General features: G+C 61.5%; 18 protein-coding genes. 12 read left to right on the forward strand and 6 right to left on the reverse strand.

Translation table 11 applies throughout. From position 1 onward, the window contains the following. Window positions 1-72 precede the first annotated feature (72 nt). Together gcvP and GIB19_RS25695 are read left to right on the forward strand one after the other, a co-directional pair. Window positions 73-2,946, forward strand: a complete 2,874-nt coding sequence (gcvP, locus tag GIB19_RS25690; RefSeq protein ID WP_274888523.1) for an aminomethyl-transferring glycine dehydrogenase — start codon at window positions 73-75, stop codon at window positions 2,944-2,946. Between the two features lie 127 nt (window positions 2,947-3,073). Next, a complete protein-coding gene (locus GIB19_RS25695; RefSeq protein ID WP_099430743.1) occupies window positions 3,074-4,018 on the forward strand; it encodes an RHS repeat-associated core domain-containing protein in 945 nt (314 codons plus the stop codon). A gap of 107 nt (window positions 4,019-4,125) precedes the next feature. Here the strand turns inward: GIB19_RS25695 and GIB19_RS25700 are convergent, their stop codons facing one another. From GIB19_RS25700 to GIB19_RS25710, 3 genes are all read right to left on the reverse strand, one after another. Then, window positions 4,126-4,440, reverse strand: a complete 315-nt coding sequence (locus GIB19_RS25700; protein WP_099430742.1) for a DUF2388 domain-containing protein — start codon at window positions 4,438-4,440, stop codon at window positions 4,126-4,128. Window positions 4,441-4,529: 89 nt separating this feature from the next. Further along, window positions 4,530-6,215: a GspE/PulE family protein gene (locus GIB19_RS25705; protein ID WP_274888525.1), complete on the reverse strand. Its 1,686-nt coding sequence runs from the start codon at window positions 6,213-6,215 to the stop codon at window positions 4,530-4,532. A gap of 91 nt (window positions 6,216-6,306) precedes the next feature. Beyond that, window positions 6,307-6,612 carry a hypothetical protein gene (locus tag GIB19_RS25710; RefSeq protein WP_027592246.1) on the reverse strand — a complete coding sequence of 102 codons (306 nt, stop codon included), beginning with the start codon at window positions 6,610-6,612 and terminating at the stop codon, window positions 6,307-6,309. Between the two features lie 126 nt (window positions 6,613-6,738). Here GIB19_RS25710 and GIB19_RS25715 point away from each other — a divergent pair, with 126 nt between their 5' ends. Further along, window positions 6,739-7,209 (forward strand): Lrp/AsnC family transcriptional regulator, encoded by a 471-nt coding sequence (locus GIB19_RS25715; protein WP_027592247.1) that lies wholly within the window; start codon window positions 6,739-6,741, stop codon window positions 7,207-7,209. A gap of 118 nt (window positions 7,210-7,327) precedes the next feature. Here GIB19_RS25715 and GIB19_RS25720 read toward each other — a convergent pair whose 3' ends face one another. Then, the gene (locus GIB19_RS25720; RefSeq protein WP_027592248.1) at window positions 7,328-8,704 is read right to left on the reverse strand and encodes a CYTH domain-containing protein; all 1,377 of its coding nucleotides are present in this window, start codon (window positions 8,702-8,704) and stop codon (window positions 7,328-7,330) included. 114 nt (window positions 8,705-8,818) lie between these two features. On the opposite strand from GIB19_RS25720, the gene argE reads away from it, so the two are divergent. Both argE and argA read left to right on the forward strand, forming a co-directional pair. Beyond that, on the forward strand, window positions 8,819-9,961 hold the full coding sequence (argE, locus tag GIB19_RS25725; RefSeq protein WP_274888527.1) for an acetylornithine deacetylase: 1,143 nt from the start codon (window positions 8,819-8,821) through the stop codon (window positions 9,959-9,961). Window positions 9,962-10,085: 124 nt separating this feature from the next. Further along, window positions 10,086-11,384 carry an amino-acid N-acetyltransferase gene (gene argA / locus GIB19_RS25730; protein ID WP_027592250.1) on the forward strand — a complete coding sequence of 433 codons (1,299 nt, stop codon included), beginning with the start codon at window positions 10,086-10,088 and terminating at the stop codon, window positions 11,382-11,384. A gap of 151 nt (window positions 11,385-11,535) precedes the next feature. Here argA and GIB19_RS25735 read toward each other — a convergent pair whose 3' ends face one another. Further along, window positions 11,536-12,912, reverse strand: a complete 1,377-nt coding sequence (locus tag GIB19_RS25735) for a glutamine synthetase family protein (protein WP_027592251.1) — start codon at window positions 12,910-12,912, stop codon at window positions 11,536-11,538. A gap of 574 nt (window positions 12,913-13,486) precedes the next feature. Here GIB19_RS25735 and GIB19_RS25740 point away from each other — a divergent pair. The 7 genes from GIB19_RS25740 (at window position 13,487) to GIB19_RS25770 (ending at window position 21,797) form a co-directional block, all read left to right on the forward strand. Beyond that, window positions 13,487-14,845: a glutamine synthetase family protein gene (locus GIB19_RS25740; RefSeq protein WP_027592252.1), complete on the forward strand. Its 1,359-nt coding sequence runs from the start codon at window positions 13,487-13,489 to the stop codon at window positions 14,843-14,845. A 48-nt stretch (window positions 14,846-14,893) separates the two neighbouring features. Continuing rightward, window positions 14,894-16,255 (forward strand): aspartate aminotransferase family protein, encoded by a 1,362-nt coding sequence (locus GIB19_RS25745; RefSeq protein WP_099430739.1) that lies wholly within the window; start codon window positions 14,894-14,896, stop codon window positions 16,253-16,255. Between the two features lie 169 nt (window positions 16,256-16,424). Beyond that, window positions 16,425-17,522, forward strand: a complete 1,098-nt coding sequence (locus GIB19_RS25750; protein WP_099430738.1) for a polyamine ABC transporter substrate-binding protein — start codon at window positions 16,425-16,427, stop codon at window positions 17,520-17,522. A gap of 159 nt (window positions 17,523-17,681) precedes the next feature. Continuing rightward, on the forward strand, window positions 17,682-18,776 hold the full coding sequence (locus GIB19_RS25755; RefSeq protein ID WP_099455669.1) for a polyamine ABC transporter substrate-binding protein: 1,095 nt from the start codon (window positions 17,682-17,684) through the stop codon (window positions 18,774-18,776). Window positions 18,777-18,847: 71 nt separating this feature from the next. Further along, a complete protein-coding gene (potA, locus tag GIB19_RS25760) occupies window positions 18,848-19,990 on the forward strand; it encodes a polyamine ABC transporter ATP-binding protein (RefSeq protein ID WP_027592256.1) in 1,143 nt (380 codons plus the stop codon). Then, the gene (locus GIB19_RS25765; protein ID WP_027592257.1) at window positions 19,987-20,907 is read left to right on the forward strand and encodes an ABC transporter permease subunit; all 921 of its coding nucleotides are present in this window, start codon (window positions 19,987-19,989) and stop codon (window positions 20,905-20,907) included. Before potA ends, GIB19_RS25765 begins: the two co-directional genes overlap by 4 nt. Beyond that, entirely contained in the window at window positions 20,904-21,797 is an 894-nt protein-coding gene (locus GIB19_RS25770) for an ABC transporter permease subunit (RefSeq protein ID WP_027592258.1), read from the forward strand. Before GIB19_RS25765 ends, GIB19_RS25770 begins: the two co-directional genes overlap by 4 nt. Before the next feature lie 103 nt (window positions 21,798-21,900). Here the strand turns inward: GIB19_RS25770 and GIB19_RS25775 are convergent, their stop codons facing one another. Then, window positions 21,901-22,356, reverse strand: a complete 456-nt coding sequence (locus GIB19_RS25775; protein ID WP_085272204.1) for an REP-associated tyrosine transposase — start codon at window positions 22,354-22,356, stop codon at window positions 21,901-21,903. Window positions 22,357-22,918: the final 562 nt, after the last annotated feature.

A 22,918-nucleotide genomic window follows, 5' to 3' on the forward strand; every position in this document is an offset into this window, starting at 1 on the left:
CCCCGCACAATCGGCAATCCTTCCTAGACTTATAAGTCTCCATGAGGCCTGGTCTAGGAAGAGAGCGTCGTCATGTCCCAGTCGCCGTCCCTGCATCAACTGCAAGAGCTCAACCCTTTCCTGCGTCGCCACCTGGGCCCCGATGCCTCGGAGCAGCAGGCCATGCTCAGCGCGTTGGGTGTTGCCAGCCGCAGCGAGCTGATCGAGCAGACGGTCCCGCCGGGGATCCGCCTCGATCGCCCCCTCGACCTGCCGCCGGCGCTGGACGAACAGGCCGCATTGGCCAAGCTCGCCGGTTATGCCGAACAGAACCAGGTCTGGACCAGCCTCATCGGCATGGGCTACCACGGCACCGTCACGCCGACCGTCATCCTGCGTAACGTGCTGGAAAACCCTGGCTGGTACACCGCCTACACGCCTTACCAACCCGAAATCGCCCAAGGCCGGCTGGAAGCGTTGTTGAATTTCCAGCAGATGGTCATCGACCTCACCGGCCTCACCCTGGCCAACGCCTCGCTACTCGACGAGGCCACCGCCGCTGCCGAGGCCATGGCCCTGGCCAAGCGCGTGGCACGCAACAAGAGCAACGCGTTTTTCGCCGACGAGCACTGCCACCCGCAAACCCTCTCGGTGCTGAAAACCCGCGCCGAAGGGTTTGGCTTCGACCTGATCGTCGATTCTGTGGATAACCTGGCCAAGCACGCGGTATTCGGCGCCTTGCTGCAGTACCCGGACACCCACGGCGAGGTACGCGACCTGCGCCCGCTGATCGATCATCTGCACAGCCAGCATGCCTTGGCCTGCGTCGCCGCCGACCTGCTCAGCCTGGTGGTGCTGGCGCCACCCGGTGAGCTGGGCGCCGATGTGGTGTTGGGATCGACCCAGCGCTTTGGCGTCCCGATGGGCTATGGCGGCCCTCATGCCGCCTATTTCGCCTGCCGCGACGACTTCAAGCGGGCCATGCCGGGGCGCATCATCGGTGTGTCGCGCGATGCCCGGGGCAACACCGCGCTGCGCATGGCCCTGCAGACCCGCGAGCAGCACATCCGCCGCGAGAAGGCCAACTCCAACATCTGCACGGCCCAGGTGCTGCTGGCCAACATCGCCGGCTTCTACGCCGTCTACCATGGCCCAGAAGGCTTGCAGCGCATCGCCCAGCGGGTGCACCGGCTGACCTTCATTCTGGCGGCCGGCCTGGAGGCCAAGGGCATCAAGCGGCTCAACCAGCATTTCTTCGACACCTTGACGCTGGAGGTGGGCGGCGCGCAGGCGGCGATCATCGAAAGTGCCGAGCACGCGCGTATCAACCTGCGCATCCTCGGGCGCGGGCACCTGGGCGTGAGCCTGGACGAAACCTGCAACGAGCAGACCGTATTGCGCCTGTTGGATATTTTCCTCGGCGTCGATCACGGCCTGGACATTGCCGCGCTCGACCAGTTGGCGCTGCCAGAAGGCATCCCGGCGGGGCTGGTGCGGCGCACGCCGATCCTTGCGCACCCGGTCTTCAACCTGCACCACAGCGAAACCGAGATGCTGCGCTACCTCAAGCAGCTGGAAAACAAGGACCTGGCGCTGAACCAGTCAATGATCCCGCTGGGCTCCTGCACCATGAAACTCAACGCCACCAGCGAGATGATCCCCATCACCTGGCCAGCCTTCGCCCAGTTGCACCCGTTCGCCCCTGCTGCCCAGGCAGTGGGCTACAAGGCGATGATCGACGAGCTGGAAAGCTGGTTATGTGCCATCACCGGCTTCGACGCCATCTGCATGCAGCCCAACTCCGGCGCGCAGGGCGAATACGCCGGCCTCATGGCCATCACCCGCTACCACCGCAGCCGCCACCAGCCTCAGCGTACCTTGTGCCTGATTCCGTCCTCGGCCCACGGCACCAACCCGGCCTCGGCGCAGATGGCCGGCATGGAGGTGGTGATCGTCGATTGCGACGACGACGGCAACGTCGACCTCACGGACCTCAAGGCCAAAGCGCAAGCGGCCGGGGATCGGTTGTCGTGCCTGATGGTCACCTACCCCTCGACCCACGGGGTGTATGAAGAGGGTATTCGTGAAATCTGCGACGTGGTGCACCAGCACGGTGGCCAGGTGTACATGGACGGCGCCAACCTCAATGCCCAGGTCGGCCTGACGCGCCCAGCCGACATCGGCGCCGATGTGTCGCACATGAACCTGCACAAGACCTTCTGCATCCCCCACGGGGGCGGCGGCCCCGGCATGGGCCCGATCGGTATCCGCGCCCACCTCAAGCCCTTTGTCGCCAGCCACCCGGTGGTACCGGTGCCGGGTTTGGACCCGAACAACAGCGCGGTCAGTGCCGCGCCTTGGGGCAGCGCGAGCATTCTGCCGATCAGCTGGATGTATATCGCCATGATGGGCCCGCAACTGGCCGATGCCAGTGAGGTGGCGATCCTCTCGGCCAATTACCTGGCCAGCCAACTTGGCGGGGCTTTCCCGGTGCTTTACCGCGGGCGTAACCAGCGCGTGGCCCACGAGTGCATTCTCGATCTGCGGCCGCTCAAGGCGCAGACCGGCATCAGCGAGGAAGACGTGGCCAAGCGTTTGATGGACTACGGCTTCCATGCCCCTACCATGTCATTCCCGGTACCGGGTACGCTGATGGTCGAGCCGACCGAGAGTGAGTCGAAAGCCGAGCTGGACCGTTTCGTCGAAGCGATGCTGGCGATCCGTGCAGAAATCGCTCAGGTACAGGAAGGCAACTGGCCGGCTGAAGACAACCCGCTCAAGCATGCGCCGCATACCTTGGCTGACGTGTTGGCACCGTGGAACAGGCCGTACAGCCTGGAGCAAGGCATCGCCCCCAGCGCACACGTACGCCAGCACAAGTATTGGCCAGCGGTGAACCGGGTCGACAATGTGTATGGGGACAGGAACTTGTTCTGCGCATGTGTGCCGGTGGAGGCTTATCGGTAGGGACGAAACGGGCGTTTCAGAATAGGTGCTACGCAGAGGCGGACTGACAATTCTGCTAGTTTCGCGTTGGCAACGTTTCCTGCAGCATCCATGTCTGAAGCATCTGAACCAGCAACTGGAGGTTTCAATGGAGAAGCAGCCTGACGTACGAAGGTTGTTTTATCAGGGGCAGCAGTTGGTGACTCAAATTAAAGGCAAAGCTAGCCAGACATTGCTATTTGCTGGCGGGGTGTTTCTAAGTGAAAGCCAGGGCATATCTGGACATTGCATTCCTAGGCTCGTGACCACTGACTTGAACGGTTCTGTAATCGGTGTGGTTCGTGGCGATGTTGTGGTTCAGAGCACGTATACTGCGTATGGATACCGGCCTGAAGTGAATGCCATGTTTCTAGCTCCAGGCTTCACCGGGGCCATTTTAGAACCCGTTGCAAGCTCTTATATGTTGGGGAATGGGGTTCGTGCCTATAACACAAGGTCAATGAGGTTCAGCGGCGCTGATAGCCTGAGTCCTTTCTTTGAAGGTGGGATCAATAGCTATGCTTATTGTGCGGGTGACCCAATCAACTATTCAGATCCTACGGGGCGGCGGAGAGGGGTAGTGCAAGCCCAAGCGCAACGTGATCATAGGTTGGAGCGCGTGCAAAGGAGGAACGTCCTCTTGCAAGAGCGCGATTTGAGTGTGCGCGCTTATAAAGTGGCTTCGAATAATATTAAATTAACCATAGATAATGGTCTGCTAAAAGCAGGATGGAAACTTGATGCTTTAGGTGAATTGCCTCAAGGGCATGGTGATCGAGGAATATTAAGGCAACAGGCTCTCAAGGAAGTTAGTGGTTTGTTTACCCGTGCGAGCAATATGCAAATTGAGTTTCGCCTAAGCGCATTTACCGGTGCCGTTTTTCAATCAAAAACAATCAGTCCCGACAGGAAACGCACGCTTCTTGGTTTAGGAAAAGTAGCCGCAGACCAAGCGCTATTTAATAATCGCGTCGAAGCCATTCGAGGGGCAGAAATACTTTGGCTGAGAGAGCCGCCGCCATTGCCAGGCAGTGGGTCGATTGGGGGATTCTGAAATAATTATCGGTCAGATCATTGTTGTAATGGTGAGCCTCTCCAAGGCTCAGAAAACTGGAGATCAGTTCTGGCTCGGTCAAGGCCAGAACTGACTAGCACGCTGGTTTACTCTGACACAGCGTTTTTGGCCAGGATGGCATTGGCCAGTTCCATGTCGCTGGCCTGCATCCCTGGGTTTTCAGCGCGCACTTGGCGCATCGCCGATTCCAGGAACGGCCCGCGGATTGCGCCTTCACTGGCCACGAAGCTGCCGGCGTCATCCTGCGCGGCCATTACCAGTTTGTGATCCTTCGACGTCAGGTAGGTCGACGCCGTGGTTGCACCGGAAGAAATCACGTTACGCCAGAAGGTATCGGCCATGGCGGAGCCCATTGGCAGCGAAAGCAAGGCAGCGGTCGCGATGGCGGTTTTGAGACGCATGTTGAAACACCTCGAAGGGTGAGGGTTGAAGATGCGCGATTTGATCCTGCCGAGGGGGTGCAAGTTCCTTGAATACAAGGGTTTTTTGCTCAGGAGCAGGCCCTTAGCACTTCCTCTGTAGCGGTCAGGCCCCGGGCCACTTTCGCCTCCCCGCAGCGGCGTAGGTCTACCAAGCCTTCGGTCAGCGCTTGGCGTCGCAACTGCGCCAGGTCGGTGTGTGGGCCTATCTGCGCGCGCAGGCTTTCGCTGGGTATCAACAGTTCGAACAGGCCGGTACGGCCCTGAAAACCGGTATCGCGACAGGTGCGGCAGGGCTGACCGCTGGCTGCCGAGGCACAACCCTGGCAATCGCCGCACAAGGTGCGAATCAGGCGCTGCGCCATGACCCCGATCAGCGTTGCCTTGATCAGGTAATCAGCCACGCCCAGTTCCTGCAGCCGGGTGATCGCGCCGCAGGCATCGTTGGTGTGCAGGGTCGACAGCACCAGGTGCCCGGTGAGGGCTGCCTGCACGGCCACCAGGGCGGTTTCCCGGTCGCGGATCTCGCCGATCATGATGATGTCCGGGTCCTGGCGCAGCATCGCCCGCACGCCGTCGGCGAAGCACAGGCCCAGTGCGGGCTGGACTTGCAGTTGGTTGAAGGCCGGCTCCAGCCGCTCGATGGGGTCTTCGATGGTGCACAGGTTGACTTGCGGGGTGGCCAGCAGCTTGAGGCTGGCGTAGAGCGTGCTGGTCTTGCCAGAGCCCGTGGGGCCTGTCACCAGGATGATGCCCTGGCGTTGGCCCAGCAGCGCGCGCCATTGCTCCAGTTGCTGCCCTTCCAGGCCCAGGCGGTCGAAACCTTCATGCAGCTGTTGCGGGTCGAACAGGCGCAGTACCAGTTTTTCGCCAAAGGGCGTCGGCAAGGTCGATAGGCGCAATTCCACTTCGCCGCCGCCGGCAAGGCGGCTTTGCAACCGGCCGTCCTGTGGCCGGCGTTTCTCTGCCACATCCATGCGCCCGAGGTGTTTGAGGCGGCTGACCAGCGCCAGGGTGACGCCCGCGGGGAAGGCGTAGACGGTGTGCAGCAGGCCGTCGATGCGGTAGCGCAGCTGCCCTTTGTCGCGGCGGGGCTCCAAGTGGATATCGCTGGCGCGTTGCTCGATGGCGTACTGCAGCAGCCAGTCGACGATGTGCACGATGTGAGCATCATCGGCGCTGGCTTCGGCCTGGCGTTTGCCCAGCTCCAGCAGGTGTTCGAGCTCGCCCAGGCTGGCTGACTGCTGGTGCTGCGCGCCCTGTACCGATTGGGCCAGGCGGAAGAACGACTGCCCCAGCTGGCGGATCTGCAGCGGGCTGGCCAGCACGCGGCGGATGGGCCTGCCCAGGCTCCTGGCCAAGTCCGCTTGCCAGTCATCCTGATAGGGCTGTGCGCTGGCCACGGTGACGCCGGAAGGGTCGGCGGCGACGACGAGAATGCCATGGCGCTGGGCGAAAGCGGGGGAGATCAGCCCGCTGACCTGGGCCATGTCGAGTTGCATGGGGTCGATGCGCAGGAACGGCTGGCCGATCTTGTCAGCCAGCCATTGGCAGAGGCGGTCCAGGTCCAAGGGCTGTCCGGGGTGCTTGCGGTCTTCAAGGCCTTGGGCGGCGATGAGTTCCAGAGGGTGGCAGGTCGGCCGTGACGCGGCCTGCTGCAGTACCAGCAGGGTGTCGCTGGCGTCCAGGTGCCGGTCGGTGAGCAAGGCCTGGAGCAGGCGCTTGAGGTCGAGGGCTTGGTTGTCGGGGGTATGCATGGCGGCGTCCTTGCCAGGAGGGGAGTCCTGTTGAAGGCTAGCCGGGTGTGGTGCGCTTACGGCGGGCAAAGGGTTTCTGGATCTTGCGGTGTCAGACCACCGCCAGCTCCACGCGCGCCAGGTTCATCAGGCTTACGTCGCCCACGCACACCAAGTTGCGCAATTTTTGCGCAATCACCTCGGCCCGGTGCCAGCTCAGCCCGCCAATGCCGATCTCGATGGCGAGCCAGTCATCCTGTTGGCTGACCTGCACGTGGTGCGGGGTCAGAAACTGTAAGGCAAACAGGTTGAGCACCCGGCACAAGCTGTCGGGCTCGGCCTCGGCCTGCAGGCGGTAGTGCACGGTGCTGTGGGCGTTGCTGGCGGCCCAGGCGTCGGTACGTGGCAGTGCGTTCATGCTGGTCTCCGCAAATGTGGGAGAAATTCTTGCACGTTGAGGCGGGTATTTTTTCGCTATGATTCGACTAATTGGCCGGTATGGCAGATTGATCTATTCGAATTGTCGTGATTTGGAGAATTATTCATGCACAGCGAACTGGACGCCTATGATCGGCGCATCCTCGAATTGCTGCAGGAGGACGCTTCGCTGTCCAGCGCACAGATCGCCGAGCGTGTGGGGCTTTCGCAGTCGCCTTGCTGGCGGCGCATCCAGCGGCTGAAGGAGGAGGGGGTGATACGTGGGCAGGTGACGTTGCTCGACCGCAAGAAGATCGGCCTGAACACGCAGATTTTTGCAGAGGTGAAGCTCAACGCGCACGGTCGCTCCAATTTCACCGAGTTCACCGAGGCGATCCGAGGTTTTCCGGAGGTGCTGGAGTGCTACGTGCTGATGGGCTCGGTGGACTTCCTGCTGCGTATCGTTACCTCGGACATTGAGGCGTATGAGCGGTTTTTCTTCGAAAAACTGTCGAATGTGCCGGGGATTCAGGAGGTCAATTCGATCGTGGCGCTTTCGGAGATCAAATCCACCACCAGCCTGCCACTGTCGAGATAGCACACGATCTGTAGAAGCAGCCTTGTGCTGCGAAGGGGCCGGTTTGACCAGAAAAAATCTGTGGCAAAACGGGCCTCTTCGCAGCACAAGGCTGCTCCTACAGGGCTAGCGACGCCGATCAAGCCTTGAGCAGGTACTTCCAGCCACGGCTTTGATCAACCGCGCGGGCCTGCTCGATACGGGCTTCAAGCAGCTCGTCGGGCGTTTCGGACAGCGGCAGTTCAGCCAGCTCGTGCAGCTTTTTCAGGTCGCCGTACAGGCGGTCCATCTGCGGCGCTTCGAGCACCTGGCGGGCATGGTGCAGCCAGGCGAGCAGCTGTTCGATGCGCGGCAGCTGTTCGGCCAGGTCTTCCGGGCGCTGGGTGTACAGCGGCAGTTTCAGCGAACGGCCTTCTTCACCCAGCAGGTGCGCCATCCAGCTGGCCAGCTGCGCCTTGCCCTGGCGTTCGCCACGGCCTTTGCGCTCGACGGTCCAGCCACGGGCCAGCAGCCAGCGCGAGGTTTCCAGCGAGAACTGGCCCCAACGCACGTCTTCGAGTTCTTCGGCAAATTGCTCAGGCGCAGCGCGGCGGATGTCTTCGTCATCGTTGCCGGCCTGCACCAGTGGGCGCCAGTCTTCCAGCAGCGCGTCGAGGCTGGCGCGCAGTTCGCGGGTGGTGGCGCGCGGTGCGGCCTGGCCCAGGCTGGCGACCAGTGCGCGCAGTTCGGCCAGGGACTGCACCCAGTCCTGCAGCAGGCGCCAGTGGCCATTGTGGCGGTATTGCTCGGCCAGGCGCTGGCTGCTGCCGAGCAACTGCCAGGCGAGGGCGGCGAAGGCATCGTCCAGGGCCATTTCGGCGTCCAGCTCGGTCTGGGGCAGGCCCAGCTCGTAGCTTTCGGGCTCCAGCAGGCGGTAGCCACGCTCGGCCTTGCTGATGTCGCAAGGCATCAGCGGCAGGCTGGCGGCGAGCTCGGCGGCCAGTTCCAGCAGGGCTTCAGGTGCGCCTTCGCGCAGTTCGAGCTCCAACTCGCAGATTTCTTCCTTGCGCTTGCCGGCGATCACGAAGCCCTGGTCCAGCGCGGCCTCGATCACGACTTTGCTCTTGCCACGGCCCCAAGCGATTTCGGCGTATTCTCGGCTGAAGTCGGTGGTGAACAGCGGCTTGATGGTTTTCTTGTCGAGCGCAGCCAACTGCTCGGGCCAGCAGGTGCCGTCGAGCTTTTTCAGGTCGAGCTTGACCTTGTCCAGGTGCCACTCGTACTCGTTGCGCTCGGACAGCCCGGCCACGCTTTGCCCGCGGCACTTCAAGGTCTGGATGATTGCATCACCATCGCGGCGCAGGCGCAGGGCGACACGGGCGGCGGAAAGCTCGCGCTCCGGGGTGTCGAAGTACTGGTTGAGCAGTTCACGGGTCTGCCAACCGGACTTGTTGCGCTTTTTCAGCAGGGGGTGCTCACGCAGGGCGGCAAGGGTCTCGCGGCTGGCGCGGAGCTTGAGTTCGGTTTCTTTGTGCATCGCAGGCTCGAAGGAGGGGCTCGTTGGCAGAGAGTCTACAGGAGTCGGCCGTCAACGGTTTATTCCAGACGGCAGATGGTCCTATGATGGGCAACGCTTCCGAGGAGTACAGGCATGCCGTTGCCGACGCTGAAAGACCAGTTCGCCGCTTTGATCGCCGCACCTTCGGTCAGTTGTACCCAGCCTGCGCTGGACCAGTCCAACCGTCAGGTCATCGACCTGCTGGCCGGCTGGTTGGGTGACCTGGGTTTCACGTGCGACATCCAGCAGGTCAGCCCCGGCAAGTTCAACCTGCTGGCCAGCCGTGGCACCGGCCCGGGTGGCCTGGTGCTGGCGGGGCACAGCGACACCGTGCCCTACGACGAGCAGCTGTGGTCGAGCGACCCGCTGAAGCTGACCGAGGTCGATGGCCGTTGGGTTGGCCTGGGCAGCTGCGACATGAAGGGCTTCTTCGCCTTGGTCATCGAGGCGGTGGTGCCGTTGCTGGAGCATGACTTCAAGCAGCCGCTGCTGATTCTCGCCACCTGCGACGAAGAAAGCTCCATGTCCGGCGCGCGTGCCTTGGCCGAGGCCGGCCAACCGCTGGGCCGCGCCGCAGTGATCGGCGAGCCCACGGGCCTGCGGCCGATCCGCATGCACAAGGGCATCCTCATGGACCGCATCGACATCCTCGGGCGCAGCGGCCATTCGTCGGACGCGTCCCTCGGCCGCAGCGCCCTGGAAGCCATGCACGCCGCAATGGGCGAACTGATGCAATTGCGCGGCGAATGGCAGCAAACCTACCGTAACCCGCAGTTCACGGTGCCTACACCGACGATGAACTTCGGCTGCATCCATGGCGGCGACAACCCCAACCGGATCTGCGGCCAATGCGCGCTGGAATTCGACCTGCGGCCGTTGCCGGGGATGGATGTCGAGCAACTGCGGGCAGCGATTCGCCAGAAGCTGGCGCCGGTGGCGGAGCGGTTCGAGGTGCGCATCGACTATGCCCCGCTGTTCCCGGAAGTGCCCGCCTTCGAGCAGGCGGCGGACGCCGAGCTGGTACAGGTGGCCGAACGCCTGACCGGTCACCGCGCCGAAGCGGTAGCGTTTGGCACCGAAGCACCTTATCTTCAGCAGCTGGGCTGCCAGACCATTGTGCTGGGCCCTGGCGACATCGCTTGTGCCCATCAGCCTGGCGAGTACCTGGAAATGTCACGAATCGAGCCTACCGTGCGTCTATTGCGTGACTTGATTCGGCACTATTGCCTGCACTAAACGTCCATTGAGCTTATTCGTTCCTGCCTAGAGGAGACCGCGCGTGACCGCAAGCCTGTTCCGACGATGATCTTGAACGCCCCCTGTATCGCCGTTCTCCGTCCACTTATCCACAGGCCCTGTCATGCCCGATTACGTCAACTGGCTGCGTCATGCTTCCCCGTACATCAATGCCCATCGCGACTGCACGTTTGTAGTCATGCTCCCTGGCGATGGGGTGGACCACCCTAATTTCGGCAACATCGTCCACGACCTGGTGCTGCTGCACAGCCTGGGCGTGCGGCTGGTGCTGGTGCATGGCTCGCGCCCACAGATCGAGAGCCGCCTGGCCGACCGTGGCCTGACCCCGCACTACCACCGTGGCATGCGCATCACCGATGCGGCGACCCTGGATTGTGTGATCGATGCCGTGGGTGCCCTGCGCCTGGCCATCGAAGCACGCCTGTCGATGGACATCGCCGCCTCGCCGATGCAGGGCTCGCGCCTGCGTGTGGCGTCCGGCAACCTGGTCACGGCGCGGCCGATCGGTGTGCTCGAGGGTGTGGACTACCACCACACCGGCGAAGTGCGCCGGGTCGACCGCAAAGGCATCAGCCGCCTGCTCGACGAGCGTTCCATCGTATTGCTGTCGCCGTTGGGTTATTCGCCCACAGGCGAAATTTTCAACCTGGCTTGCGAAGACGTGGCCACCCGCGCGGCCATCGAGCTGGGTGCCGACAAGCTGCTGCTGTTCGGCGCCGAACCGGGCCTGCTGGATGAGCAGGGCAAGCTGGTGCGTGAGCTGCGCCCACAGCAGGTGGCGCCGCATTTGCTGCGCCTGGGCAGCGACTACCAGGGCGAATTGCTGGATGCGGCCGCCGAGGCCTGCAAGGGCGGCGTGGCGCGTAGCCATATCGTCAGTTATGCCGAAGACGGCGCGCTGCTTACCGAGCTGTTCACCCGCGGTGGTGGCGGCACGCTGGTGTCGCAGGAGCAGTTCGAAGTCGTGCGTGAGGCGACCATCGAGGATGTGGGCGGCCTGTTGGAGCTGATCAGCCCGCTGGAAGAGCAGGGCATCCTGGTGCGCCGTTCGCGCGAGGTGCTGGAGCGGGAAATCGAACAGTTCAGTGTGGTCGAGCGCGAGGGCATGATCATCGCGTGTGCAGCGCTGTACCCGATTGCCGATTCCGAGGCGGGGGAGCTGGCGTGCCTGGCGGTGAACCCGGAGTACCGGCATGGCGGGCGGGGCGATGAGTTGCTGGAGCGCATCGAGAGCCGTGCGCGGCAGATGGGGCTGAATACGTTGTTCGTGCTGACTACGCGGACTGCGCACTGGTTCCGCGAGCGGGGCTTTGCGCCCAGTGGCGTGGAGCGGCTGCCGGCGGCGCGGGCATCGCTGTACAACTACCAGCGCAACTCCAAGATTTTCGAGAAGTCCTTGTAAGCCTGTACCGGCCTCTTCGCGGGGCAAGCCCGCTCCCACAGGAATCTCACTAGGCCTGAGCCATGCGGAGGACTTGTGGGAGCGGGCTTGCCCCGCGAAGCAGGCGACACCGGTCTCAGAAAAACGCCGCCCTTGTGGGCGGCGTTTTCAGTTACACGGTATGCAGATACCAGTTGTACTCGAGGTCGGAGATCGAGTGCTCGAACTCCTCCAGCTCGCTTTCCTTGCACGCGACAAAGATGTCGATGTACTTCGGATCGATGTACTTGTTGAGGATCTCGCTGTCGTCCAACTCGCGCAGGGCATCGCGCAGGTTGTTCGGCAGGCTCTGCTCCAGCTGCTCGTACGAGTTGCCTTCGATCGGCGTACCCGGCTCGATCTTGTTGGTCAGACCGTGGTGCACGCCGGCCAGCACGGCCGCCATCATCAGGTACGGGTTGGCATCGGCGCCGGCGACCCGGTGCTCGATGCGCACGGCGTCTGCAGAACCGGTCGGCACGCGCAGCGCGACGGTGCGGTTGTCCAGGCCCCAGCTCGGTGCATTCGGCACATAGAACTGTGCGCCAAAACGACGGTACGAGTTGACGTTCGGGCAGAGAAACGCCATGGACGCGGGCAGGGTCTCGAGCACACCGCCGACAGCGTGACGTAGCGCGGCGTTCTGCTCGGGATCCTCGCTGGTGAAGATGTTGTTGCCATCTTTGTCCAGCACGGAGATGTGAACGTGCAGGCCGTTGCCTGCCTGGCCCGGGTAGGGCTTGGCCATGAACGTGGTGTCCATTTCATGGTCGTAGGCGATGTTCTTGATCAAACGCTTGAGTAGCACCGCGTAGTCACAGGCCTTGAGCGGGTCTGGGACGTGGTGCAGGTTGACTTCGAACTGCGCAGGGGCGCTTTCCTTGACGATGGCGTCGGCCGGAATACCCTGCTCTTTGGCGCCTTCGAGGATGTCCTGCAGGCAGTCGGCGTATTCGTCGAGGTCGTCGATCAGGTACACCTGGGTCGACTGTGGGCGCTTGCCCGAGATCGGCGAGCGCGGCGGTTGCGGGCGGCCATTCACGTTCTCCTGGTCGATCAGGTAGAACTCCAGCTCGAACGCGGCGCAGATGGTCAGGCCCATGTCGTCGAACTTGCTGACAACCTGACGCAACACTTCACGAGGGTCGGCGAAGAACGGCTCGCCTTCGATCTCGTGCATGGTCATGAGCAGCTGTGCGGTGGGGCGTTTCTGCCACGGCTCGTTGCACAGCGTATCGGGGATGGGATAGCAGATGCGGTCGGCGTCGCCGATGTCCAGGCCAAGGCCGGTACTTTCGACGGTGGAACCGTTGATATCCAGGGCGAAGAGGGAGGCCGGCAGGTTGATGCCTTTCTCGTAAACCTTGTGGAGGCTGGTGCGCTCTATGCGCTTGCCGCGCACCACACCATTCATATCTGCAATCAGAAGGTCAACGTAGAGAACCTCAGGATGTTCCTTAAGGAACGCGTTCGCTTCGTTAAGCTGAACGGCACGCGGGGGTACCGACATGATGCAACACCTTTGTTGTTAAAAATATCAATCAAGGGGGGCTTGCAAGACCAGTCAATCGAAAAGCCCTACTGATGTCAAGCCAACCCCATGATGCCCTGAAATGGCACATCTACGGCAGATTTGCTGCATATCGGGGCGAACCATTATCCGCTATTTCCCGCCTGAAGGGCTATCTCAAGCGTGCCGTGTTTTATTTTTTACGGAGGTGTTGTGTAAAAAAATGAACAAGGCTAAGCTCGGATTCAACCCAGAACACAATAATACGAGGGTCACATGGTCCGCTTGTCGCGACCTGAAAGCACTGCCTGCGCAGTGCCATCGGGTACCCCTGTCGTTCATGCACGCACCGTCAACGGTGTGGCCGCCCTGGCCGCAATAATTGACGCTTGGCGCACCCGGACCATTCCCCGTAGCGGCTTCGCACGCTTCGATTCGCCTTCCTGCCCTTCAAACTCATTACGGACACGCTTGTTTTCAGTGTATCCACTGTGCTCCTGCGTGGGGGTTTTTGCTTTAGCAATCTTCTCCATCCAGAATCAAGGCGCGGACCACCTTACCTCCTGAGGTATTTATGAGTAACAACCTCGACCAGCTCACCGATTGGTTGAAAGAGCACAAGATCACTGAAGTCGAATGCATGATCAGCGACCTGACCGGCATCACGCGCGGCAAGATCTCGCCGACCAACAAGTTCATCGCCGAAAAAGGCATGCGCCTGCCCGAGAGCGTGCTGCTGCAGACCGTGACGGGTGACTACGTCGACGACGACATCTATTACGAGCTGCTCGACCCGGCCGACATCGACATGATCTGCCGCCCCGACGAAGACGCCGTGTTCCTGGTGCCCTGGGCCATCGAGCCGACGGCGCAGGTGATCCACGACACCTACGACAAGAAGGGCAACCCGGTCGAGCTTTCGCCGCGCAACGTCTTGAAAAAAGTGCTCAAGCTCTACGCTGACAAAGGCTGGCAGCCAATCGTCGCGCCCGAGATGGAGTTCTACCTGACCAAGCGCAGCGAAGACCCGGACTTCCCGCTGCAGCCTCCGGTAGGCCGTTCGGGCCGCCCGGAAACTGGCCGCCAGTCGTTCTCGATCGAGGCCGCCAACGAATTCGACCCGCTGTTCGAGGACGTCTATGACTGGTGCGAACTGCAGCAGTTGGACCTCGACACGCTGATCCACGAAGACGGCACGGCGCAGATGGAAATCAACTTCCGTCACGGCAACGCCCTGCACCTGGCCGACCAGATCCTGGTGTTCAAACGCACCATGCGCGAGGCCGCGCTCAAGCACAACGTGGCCGCAACGTTCATGGCCAAGCCCATGACCGGCGAGCCGGGCAGTGCCATGCACCTGCACCAGAGCGTGGTTGATGTGGTCACCGGCAAAAATATTTTCAGCAACGAAGACGGCAGCATGAGCGAGCTGTTCCTGCACCACATCGGTGGCCTGCAGAAGTTCATCCCCGAAGCACTGCCGCTGTTCGCCCCCAACGTCAACTCGTTCCGCCGCTTCCTGCCCGACACCTCGGCGCCAGTGAACGTCGAGTGGGGCGAAGAAAACCGCACCGTCGGCCTGCGCGTACCGGATGCCGGCCCGCAAAACCGCCGGGTCGAGAACCGCCTACCGGGCGCCGATGCCAACCCTTACCTGGCCATCGCCGCCAGCTTGCTGTGCGGCTACATCGGCATGGTCGAAGGCATCGAAGCCAGTGCACCGGTGCAGGGCCGCGGTTACGAACGCCGCAACCTGCGCCTGCCGCTTACCATCGAAGACGCCCTGGAACGCATGGAAATCAGCCGTGCGCTGGTCCAATACCTGGGCAAGAAGTTCATCACCGGCTACGTCGCCACCAAACGCGCCGAGCACGAAAACTTCAAACGCGTCATCAGTTCCTGGGAGCGTGAGTTCCTGCTGTTTGCTGTCTGATCAACCCTGGTGCCGCAGGAGCGCGGCTGTCGGATAACGGAGAAGCACATGAGCGTCAAAAACCCGCAAACCCGTGAATGGCAAAACCTGAGCGGCGAGCACCACCTCGCGCCCTTCAGCGACTACAAACAGCTGAAGGAAAAGGGGCCGCGCATCATCACCAAGGCCCAGGGTGTGCATTTGTGGGACAGCGAGGGCAACAAGATCCTCGACGGCATGGCCGGCCTGTGGTGCGTGGCGGTAGGTTACGGCCGTGAAGAGCTGGTGCAGGCTGCCGAAAAGCAGATGCGCGAGCTGCCGTACTACAACCTGTTCTTCCAGACCGCCCACCCGCCTGCGCTGGAACTGGCCAAAGCCATCACCGACGTGGCGCCGGAAGGCATGACCCATGTGTTCTTCACCGGCTCCGGCTCCGAAGGCAACGACACCGTGCTGCGCATGGTCCGTCACTATTGGGCACTCAAGGGCAAACCGCACAAGCAGACCATCATCGGCCGCATCAACGGCTACCATGGCTCCACCTTCGCCGGTGCGTGCCTGGGCGGCATGAGCGGCATGCACGAGCAGGGCGGCCTGCCGATTCCGGGCATCGTGCACATTCCGCAGCCGTACTGGTTCGGTGAGGGCGGCGACATGAGCCCGGACGAATTCGGTGTGTGGGCTGCCGAGCAACTGGAGAAGAAAATCCTCGAGGTCGGCGAAGACAACGTCGCCGCCTTCATCGCCGAGCCGATCCAGGGTGCCGGTGGGGTGATCATCCCGCCAGAAACCTACTGGCCGAAGGTCAAGGAGATCCTCGCCAAGTACGACATCCTGTTCGTGGCCGACGAAGTGATCTGCGGTTTCGGCCGTACCGGCGAGTGGTTCGGCTCCGACTACTACGACCTCAAGCCAGACCTGATGACCATCGCCAAAGGCCTGACCTCCGGTTACATCCCCATGGGCGGTGTGATCGTGCGTGACACCGTGGCCAAGGTGATCAGCGAAGGCGGCGACTTCAACCACGGCTTCACCTATTCAGGGCACCCGGTCGCGGCCGCGGTAGGCCTGGAAAACCTGCGCATTCTGCGCGACGAAAAAATCGTCGAGCAGGCGCGCACAGAAGCGGCACCGTATTTGCAAAAGCGTTTGCGTGAGCTGCAAGACCACCCGCTGGTGGGCGAGGTACGCGGCCTGGGCCTGCTCGGCGCGATCGAGCTGGTCAAGGACAAGGCCACCCGCAGCCGTTACGAAGGCAAGGGCGTGGGCATGATCTGCCGCAACTTCTGCTTCGAGAACGGCCTGATCATGCGCGCGGTCGGTGACACCATGATCATCGCGCCACCGCTGGTAATCAGCCATGCAGAGATCGACGAGCTGGTGGAAAAGGCGCGCAAGTGCCTCGACCTGACCCTCGAAGCGATCAGATGAGCACCTGCTAGGCTAGCGTTGTGACATTAGTTGGTTACAAGGGGCTGCTTTCCTTGAAACAGCGCCTTGTAACTTGCCAGACTAGCGACTGTTTCAGTCGCCCGACGCGTGTACTGCGGGACCTGGCAGCTGAACGGATGGCTAATCAAAAAAATCTGGAGCATGACGCATGAAGAAAATGGGCAAGACGTTGCTGGCCGCCGCCCTGATGGGTGCCATGGCGACCGCTGTTCAGGCTGAAGACAAGGTATTGAACGTCTACAACTGGTCGGACTACATCGCTCCGGACACCATCGCCAAGTTCGAGAAGCAGACCGGCATCAAGGTCAAGTACGACGTCTTCGACAGCAACGAAACCCTGGAAGCCAAGCTGCTGGCAGGCAAGTCGGGCTACGACATCGTCGTGCCTTCGAACAACTTCCTGGCCAAGCAGATCAAGGCTGGCGTGTACGAGGAACTGGACCGTTCCAAACTGCCGAACTGGAAGAACCTCGACACCGACCTGCTCAAGGCCGTTGGCGATGCCAGCGACAAGGACAACAAGCACGCCTTCCCGTACATGTGGGGCTCTATCGGCATTGGCTACAACCCGGAGAAGGTCAAGGCCGCGCTGGGCGTGGACAAGATCGATTCGTGGGACGTGGTGTTCAAGCCTGAGAACATCGCCAAGCTCAAGAGCTGCGGCGTGAGCTTCCTGGATGCGCCGACCGAGATGATCCCGGCCGCGCTGCACTACCTGGGCCTGCCAAGCAACAGCACCAAGAAGGAAGACCTGAAGGCCGCCGAGGACCTGTTCCTCAAGATCCGTCCTTCGATCACCTACTTCCACTCCTCCAAGTACATCGGCGACATGGCCAACGGCAACATCTGCGTAGCCGTCGGTTATTCGGGTGACCTGGAGCAGTCCAAGGCCCGCGCCCACGAAGCTGGCGACAAGGTCAAAGTGGACTACGTCATTCCGAAAGAAGGTGCCGGTACCTTCTACGACATGGTCGCCATCCCGAAAGATGCCGAGCATAAAGACGCTGCCTACCAGTTCATGGACTTCCTGATGCAGCCGGAAATCATGGCTGAGATCACCAACGCCGTGCGCTTCCCGAACGGCAACGCTGCCGCCACCGCGTTCGTGGACAAAGACATCACCAGCGACCCGAGCATCTACCCGCCTGCCGAAGTGAAGAAGCAGCTGTACGCGATCGCTGCGCCTGACGCTTCTGTGCAGCGTGTGATCACCCGCAGCTGGACCAAGATCAAGTCGGGCAAGTAAGCCCGATGCGAGGCGCTCTGGGCCGGGGTTGCCCGGCCCAGAGGCCATGAAAGGCAATTGATGATTGCGGCATCGAAGCTGCGAAGGTAAGTTGCGCGCCGGTTTTGCGTGTGCGGCCACATTGCCGCTACCCAGGCACTGATTGTGAGGACCACCCACTTGTCTATTTCTGTATTACGCAAGGCCTTGATGGCTGGAGCGGGCCTGACGCTGGCATGCAGCGTCCAAGCGGCGCCTACGGTGCATTTCTACAACTGGTCCGACTATATCGGCCCGACCACACTCGCGGACTTCGAGAAGGCAACGGGTATCAAGCCCGTGCAGGACGTGTTCGATTCCAACGAAACCCTGGAAGGCAAGCTGCTGGCCGGCAACACCGGCTATGACGTGGTAGTGCCGTCCAACCATTTCCTCGGCAAGCAGATCAAGGCGGGCGCGTTCCAGAAGCTCGACAAAAGCCTGCTGCCCAATTATGCCAACCTGGATCCGGCGCTGATGAAACGCCTGGAAAAGAACGATCCGGGCAACCAGTACGCCGTGCCTTACCTGTGGGGCACCAACGGCATTGGTTACAACGTTGAAAAGGTCAAGGCTGCGCTGGGCGTCGACACCATCGATTCCTGGGCTGTGCTGTTCGAACCCGAGAACATGAAGAAGCTCTCCAAGTGTGGTGTGGCCTTCCTCGACTCGGCGGACGAAATGCTCCCGGCGGTGCTCAACTACATGGGGCTGGACCCCAACAGCAGCAACCCCAAGGACTACCAGGCTGCCGAGCAGAAGCTGCTGGCGGTGCGCCCTTACGTCACCTACTTCCACTCGTCCAAGTACATCACCGACCTTGCCAACGGCGACATCTGCGTCGCGGCGGGCTTCTCTGGCGACATCTTCCAGGCCAAGGCCCGCGCCGAAGAAGCCAAGAAGGGCGTGAACCTGGCGTATGCGATTCCCAAAGAAGGCGGCAACCTCTGGTTCGACGTGCTGGCGATCCCCAAGGACGCCAAGAACGTCAAAGAGGCCCATGCCTTCATCAACTATTTGCTGAAACCTGAGGTTATCGCCCAGGTCAGTGATTACGTCGGTTACGCCAACCCGAACCCCAAGGCTGGCGACCTGATGGACCAGGCCGTGAGGACTGACGCCGCGGTTTACCCACCGCAGGAAGTGCTGGACAAGATGTTCGTCAACAGTGAGTTGCCGCCCAAGGTGCAACGCTTGATGACCCGTAGCTGGACCAAGGTCAAGTCGGGCAAGTAACAATCCAGACCCGCCGCGGCCCCTGCAGAACAGGCCGCGCGGGCACAAAAATCTTGTTGGGAGTTTCACTCATGGCAGTTGCCTCCGGAGCCTATAAGAAAGCCCTCGAGGGTGGCCAGCAACCCAAGCAGGTGCTGGTCAAGATCGACCGGGTCACGAAAAAGTTCGACGAAACGGTAGCGGTGGACGATGTGTCCCTGGAAATCCGCAAGGGTGAGATTTTTGCCCTGCTGGGTGGCTCCGGTTCCGGCAAATCGACCTTGCTGCGTATGCTGGCTGGCTTCGAGCGCCCCACCGAAGGGCGGATCTTGCTCGATGGCGTCGACATCACCGAGATGCCGCCCTACGAGCGGCCGATCAACATGATGTTCCAGTCCTACGCGCTGTTCCCGCACATGACCGTGGCGCAGAACATCGCCTTCGGCCTGCAGCAGGACAAGCTACCCAAGGCGGACATCGACGCCCGTGTGGCCGAGATGCTCAAGCTGGTGCACATGACCCAGTACGCCAAACGCAAGCCGCACCAGCTGTCGGGTGGCCAGCGCCAGCGTGTGGCCCTGGCGCGCTCGCTGGCCAAGCGCCCGAAACTGCTGTTGCTCGATGAGCCGATGGGCGCCCTGGACAAGAAGCTGCGTTCGCAGATGCAACTTGAGCTGGTGGAAATCATCGAGCGCGTGGGCGTGACCTGCGTGATGGTGACCCACGACCAGGAAGAGGCCATGACCATGGCCCAGCGCATCGCCATCATGCACCTGGGCTGGATCGCCCAGATCGGCTCGCCTGTGGACATCTACGAGACCCCGACCAGCCGCCTGGTGTGCGAGTTCATCGGCAACGTCAACCTGTTCGAAGGTGAAGTGGTCGACGACGCCGAAGGCCACGCGATCATTGCCAGCCCTGAACTGGAGCGCAAGATCTACGTTGGCCACGGCATCACCACGTCGGTCGAAGACAAGCACATCACCTACGCGCTGCGCCCGGAGAAGATGCTGGTCACTACCCAGCAACCGACCTGCGAGCACAACTGGTCGCGCGGCAAGGTGCACGACATCGCCTACCTGGGCGGCCACTCGGTGTTCTACGTCGAGCTGCCGAGCGGCAAGATCGTCCAGTCGTTCGTGGCCAACGCCGAGCGCCAGGGCACGCGTCCGACCTGGGGCGATGAAGTGTACGTGTGGTGGGAAGACGACAGCGGCGTGGTACTGCGGTCATGAAACTGCGCAAGCTCAAGCGAGCCTTCCAGCGCTTGACCCCGGAGGGGCGGCACCTGGTGATCGGCGTGCCGTTCATCTGGCTGTTCCTGTTCTTCATGCTGCCGTTCTTCATCGTGTTGAAGATCAGCTTTGCCGAAGCCGACGTGGCGATCCCGCCGTATACCGAGATCTACAGCTACGTCGAAGACAAGATCCAGTTGGTGCTCAACCTGGCCAACTATGGCCTGTTGACCGAAGACGAGCTGTACATCTCGGCCTACCTGGGCTCGTTGAAGATGGCCTTCTTCAGCACCTTGCTGTGCCTGCTGATCGGCTACCCGATGGCCTATGCCATCGCCAACGCCCGCAAAGAGTCGCAGACTGTGCTGCTGTTGCTGATCATGATGCCGACCTGGACGGCGATCCTGATCCGCGTCTACGCCTGGATGGGCATCCTCAGCAACAACGGGCTGCTTAACAGCTTCCTGCTGTGGCTGGGGCTGATCGACCAGCCACTGCAGATTCTCAACACCAACCTGGCGGTGTACATCGGCGTGGTCTATTCGTACCTGCCGTTCATGATCCTGCCGCTGTACGCGAACTTGGTGAAGCACGACCCGAGCCTGTTGGAAGCCGCATCGGACCTGGGTTCGAGCACCTTCAACAGCTTCTGGAAGATCACCGTGCCGCTGTCGAAAAACGGCATCATCGCGGGCTGCATGCTGGTGTTCATCCCGGTGGTAGGCGAGTTCGTGATCCCAGAACTGCTAGGCGGCCCGGAAACCCTGATGATCGGTAAGGTGCTGTGGCAAGAGTTCTTCAACAACCGTGACTGGCCGGTAGCGTCCGCGCTGGCGGTAGTGATGTTGGCGATCCTGATCGTGCCGATCCTGCTGTTCAACCGCAGCCAGGCCAAAGAAATGGAGGGCAGGGCATGAAGCGCTTCAGTTTCTCCAAGCTGATGCTGGTGCTCGGCTTGCTGTTTATCTACCTGCCGATGCTGATCCTGGTGATCTACTCGTTCAACGCCTCGAAGCTGGTGACAGTGTGGGGGGGCTGGTCGATCAAGTGGTACGTCGGCCTGCTCGACAACACCCAGCTGATGGGGTCGGTGATGCGCTCGCTGGAAATCGCCTGCTACACGGCGGTGGCAGCGGTGGCGCTGGGTACCCTGGCGGCCTTCGTGCTGACCCGGGTCACCCGCTTCAAAGGCCGCACGCTGTTCGGCGGCCTGGTCACCGCGCCGCTGGTGATGCCCGAAGTGATCACCGGTCTGTCGCTGTTGCTGCTGTTCGTGGCCATGGCGCAGATGATCGGCTGGCCGCAAGAGCGTGGCATCGTCACCATCTGGATCGCCCACACCACGTTCTGTGCGGCGTACGTGGCGGTGGTGGTGTCGGCACGCTTGCGTGAGCTGGACCTGTCGATCGAGGAAGCGGCGATGGACCTGGGTGCCAAGCCGTGGAAGGTGTTCTTCCTGATCACCATCCCGATGATCGCGCCATCGCTGGCGGCGGGCGGCATGATGTCGTTTGCCCTGTCGCTGGATGACCTGGTGCTGGCCAGCTTCGTGTCCGGGCCGGGCTCGACCACCTTGCCGATGGAAGTGTTCTCGGCGGTGCGCCTGGGCGTGAAGCCTGAGATCAACGCCGTGGCCAGCCTGATCCTGTTGTCGGTGTCGCTGGTGACCTTCATGGTCTGGTACTTCAGCCGCCGGGCTGAAGAGCACCGTCGCAAGGCGATTCAGCAGGCCATCGAAGAAGGGGCTGCGGCGAACGTGTCGCAGCCACAGGTCAAGCGCCCGACGGCAGCAGCTGCGCCGGTCTGACCCAGCTCTTCGCGGGCAAGCCCGCTTCTACAGGCAAGTGCAGTTCTAGAAACTGCACACATCCTGTGGGAGCGGGTTTACCCGCGAAAACCCCAGCACCGATTCAAAGCCATACCGCATCCCAGTGTGGATAGTCCCGGACACTTCTGACCAATCCAGCCCTCAACGGATTGGCAACAATGTACCGGGCTACATGCACCATGCTTTCCTCCCTTCTCAATGCTCGGTCCTGATACCCAGGCTGCCACACCGGATCATGCTCAACCCCCGCCTGATGCAAAACCAGACTGGATCTGGATTTGAATCTGCGCATCAATGTACCCAGCGTCGTGCCTTTCAACTCGATCAGCCAATGCAGATGGTCCGGCATCAGTACCCAGGCCAATGACCGGCAGGCGTGGTCATGATCGGATTGTCGCAGTTGATGGATAACTAATCGGGCATGTTGGAAGTCATTGAACAGCGGCTTGCGTTGATGGGTAACAGTAGTAAGCAGGTACAGCCTGCCGAGCTCTGAATAGCGACCACGTCGAAGCAGGTGTGATTGAGCCCGAGGCATTGGTTTCTTACTTGAAGAGTGACCTCTCCAAGGTAGTGGATGTGAAACCGCAAAAGTGCGTTGGATGGTTTCGGGATATGGCAGGGGGCTTGTGGTTGTCTGTACCGGCCTTTTCGCGGGTGAACCCGCTCCCACAGGTGCTATGCAGAATTCAGCATTTGCACAGTCCCGGTGGGAGCGGGTTCACCCGCGAAGAGGCCCGCACCAGCGCCGGAAATACTCGAGTGATCTCCATCAGTGATGTTTGCCACAGGTGCTACGCAGGGTTCAGCATTTGCACAGTCCCGGTGGGAGCGGGTTCACCCGCGAAGAGGCCCGCACCAGCGCCGAAAATACTCGAGTGATCTCCATCAGTGATGTTTGCCACAGGTGCTACGCAGGGTTCAGCATTTGCACAGTCCCTGTGGGAGCGGGTTCACCCGCGAAGAGGCCCGCACCAGCGCCGGAAATACTCGAGTGATCTCCGTCAGTGATGTTTGCCACAGGTGCTACGCAGGATTCAGCATTTGCACAGTCCCTGTGGGAGCGGGTTCACCCGCGAAGAGGCCCGCACCAGCGCCGA

This window comes from Pseudomonas sp. ITEM 17296 (assembly GCF_028895205.1).
Taxonomy (GTDB): Bacteria; Pseudomonadota; Gammaproteobacteria; order Pseudomonadales; family Pseudomonadaceae; genus Aquipseudomonas; species Aquipseudomonas kermanshahensis.

Coding starts and splice junctions, on each gene's coding strand:
- GIB19_RS25770 (WP_027592258.1), top strand. CDS start 20,904: ATGAAGCGCTTCAGTTTCTCCAAGCTGATGCTGGTGCTCGGCTTGCTG.
- GIB19_RS25740 (WP_027592252.1), top strand. CDS start 13,487: ATGAGTAACAACCTCGACCAGCTCACCGATTGGTTGAAAGAGCACAAG.
- argA (WP_027592250.1), top strand. CDS start 10,086: ATGCCCGATTACGTCAACTGGCTGCGTCATGCTTCCCCGTACATCAAT.
- gcvP (WP_274888523.1), top strand. CDS start 73: ATGTCCCAGTCGCCGTCCCTGCATCAACTGCAAGAGCTCAACCCTTTC.
- GIB19_RS25720 (WP_027592248.1), bottom strand. CDS start 8,704: ATGCACAAAGAAACCGAACTCAAGCTCCGCGCCAGCCGCGAGACCCTT.
- GIB19_RS25715 (WP_027592247.1), top strand. CDS start 6,739: ATGCACAGCGAACTGGACGCCTATGATCGGCGCATCCTCGAATTGCTG.
- GIB19_RS25750 (WP_099430738.1), top strand. CDS start 16,425: ATGAAGAAAATGGGCAAGACGTTGCTGGCCGCCGCCCTGATGGGTGCC.
- GIB19_RS25735 (WP_027592251.1), bottom strand. CDS start 12,912: ATGTCGGTACCCCCGCGTGCCGTTCAGCTTAACGAAGCGAACGCGTTC.
- GIB19_RS25700 (WP_099430742.1), bottom strand. CDS start 4,440: ATGCGTCTCAAAACCGCCATCGCGACCGCTGCCTTGCTTTCGCTGCCA.
- GIB19_RS25705 (WP_274888525.1), bottom strand. CDS start 6,215: ATGCATACCCCCGACAACCAAGCCCTCGACCTCAAGCGCCTGCTCCAG.
- GIB19_RS25695 (WP_099430743.1), top strand. CDS start 3,074: ATGGAGAAGCAGCCTGACGTACGAAGGTTGTTTTATCAGGGGCAGCAG.
- GIB19_RS25745 (WP_099430739.1), top strand. CDS start 14,894: ATGAGCGTCAAAAACCCGCAAACCCGTGAATGGCAAAACCTGAGCGGC.
- GIB19_RS25775 (WP_085272204.1), bottom strand. CDS start 22,356: ATGCCTCGGGCTCAATCACACCTGCTTCGACGTGGTCGCTATTCAGAG.
- argE (WP_274888527.1), top strand. CDS start 8,819: ATGCCGTTGCCGACGCTGAAAGACCAGTTCGCCGCTTTGATCGCCGCA.
- GIB19_RS25765 (WP_027592257.1), top strand. CDS start 19,987: ATGAAACTGCGCAAGCTCAAGCGAGCCTTCCAGCGCTTGACCCCGGAG.
- GIB19_RS25710 (WP_027592246.1), bottom strand. CDS start 6,612: ATGAACGCACTGCCACGTACCGACGCCTGGGCCGCCAGCAACGCCCAC.
- potA (WP_027592256.1), top strand. CDS start 18,848: ATGGCAGTTGCCTCCGGAGCCTATAAGAAAGCCCTCGAGGGTGGCCAG.